The sequence below is a fragment of the Halobaculum sp. EA56 genome (genome assembly GCF_051195075.1).
In the GTDB taxonomy this organism is placed as follows: domain Archaea; phylum Halobacteriota; class Halobacteria; order Halobacteriales; family Haloferacaceae; genus Halobaculum.
The window spans coordinates 1-1,366 of sequence record NZ_JBNTJX010000086.1; the positions used below are offsets into that span (position 1 = coordinate 1).

The following is a 1,366-nucleotide window of genomic DNA, read 5'->3' on the forward strand; positions in this document are numbered from 1 at the left end:
GCTCGTGCTGGAGACGCCCACCGAGGACGGCAAGTCCTTCGCCTGGAACATCCAGCGCGTGAAGGAACTGCGGGAGTAGTCGTCCCGCCGGATCGCCGCCCGGCGGGAACGAGCCGGGTACTTTTGTAAATAGGGTTAGGATTTCGGCCATGGACGCCCCGCCCCCCGGCGACCCCGAGAGCGTGCTCGCCGACCTCCAGCTGTCCCGGAGCCTCACGATCCAGTGGACGGTCGTCGGGACGATGGGGTTCGGCGTCGCGGCCGCCGCGTTCGCCGCACTGTACCAACTGTTCACCGGCGAGATGGTGACCTTCCGGTTCGCCTCGGCGGACGTCGCCTGGTGGGTGGGTCCGATGAACGTCCTGGCCGTCGCCGTTCTGGCCACCGTGATCATCGTTCCCCACGAGTGGCTCCACGGGGTGGCCATCCGACGCTACGGCGGGACGCCCCGGTACGGGGTGGGGCTCGCGCACTTCGTCCTCCCGTACGCGTACGCGACGACCGATCACCGCTTCACCAGGGATCAGTTCCTCGTCGTCCTGCTCGCGCCGCTGGTCGTTCTGACGGCGGTCGGCGTCCCGCTGATGATCGCCTTCGGGTGGAGCTGGCTCGTCGTCCCCCTCGCGGCGAACGCCGGGGGTGCGGTCGGCGACCTCTGGATGACGATGACGCTGCTGGGATACCCGTCACACGTCCACGTCGAGGACCACAGAACCGGGATCCGGATCCTCGGTCGCGAGAGTGACCGACCGCGGGAACTCTCGATGACCGACGCGGCGTGGGACGCGCTCGTCGGCGCGGCGGTCACGTCGGTCGGCATTCTGGTGGCGTTGAGCTTCGGCGGCCTGTTCCTCCTCGACGCGCTCGGAGTCGGCTCGTTCACCCTCGGCACGCCGGAGACGATCACCTTCGTGGTCGAGTACGTCAACAGTCCCGAGGAGATCTCCGTGAGCGTCGGTCTCGGCGTCCCGGTCCTGGGGGCGCTGATCGGACTGGTGTACTCGTTCCTCCGGAGCTACCGGCGACTCGGGCGACCCGCCGGCGACGGGGACGGCTAACCGATCGGGGGCAGTCCCCGTCCGAGGTCCCCGCGGCGACTCGGCGACGGCCCGCCTCGGCCACGGCGCCGACTATCGGCCATCCGCGCGGGCCACCCGGACCTTGATACCGTGCGACACACAGCGACGGGCATGGCGACACCCGCGACGGATCTCGACTCGACGATCACCGACGACGCCCCCGCCGCGTATCTCGACCTCATGGAGCGGTACGCCCGCGTCTCACACCTGGAGAGCGGCAGCGGCGTGCTCTACTGGGACCAGCAGGTGACGATGCCCGAGGGCGGCACGGCCGCCCGCGGGAAGCA

At 69.8% G+C, this 1,366-nt stretch carries 1 protein-coding gene; it reads left to right on the top strand.

The window, feature by feature from the left end:
- The first annotated feature begins 149 nt into the window (after positions 1–149).
- The gene (locus ACQUQ1_RS22210; RefSeq protein ID WP_435066356.1) at positions 150–1,058 is read left to right on the top strand and encodes a DUF3267 domain-containing protein; all 909 of its coding nucleotides are present in this window, start codon (positions 150–152) and stop codon (positions 1,056–1,058) included.
- Positions 1,059–1,366 lie beyond the last annotated feature (308 nt).

Excerpts from the sequence above, each read along its gene's own strand:
- ACQUQ1_RS22210 (WP_435066356.1), top strand. The coding sequence starts at position 150 with ATGGACGCCCCGCCCCCCGGCGACCCCGAGAGCGTGCTCGCCGACCTC.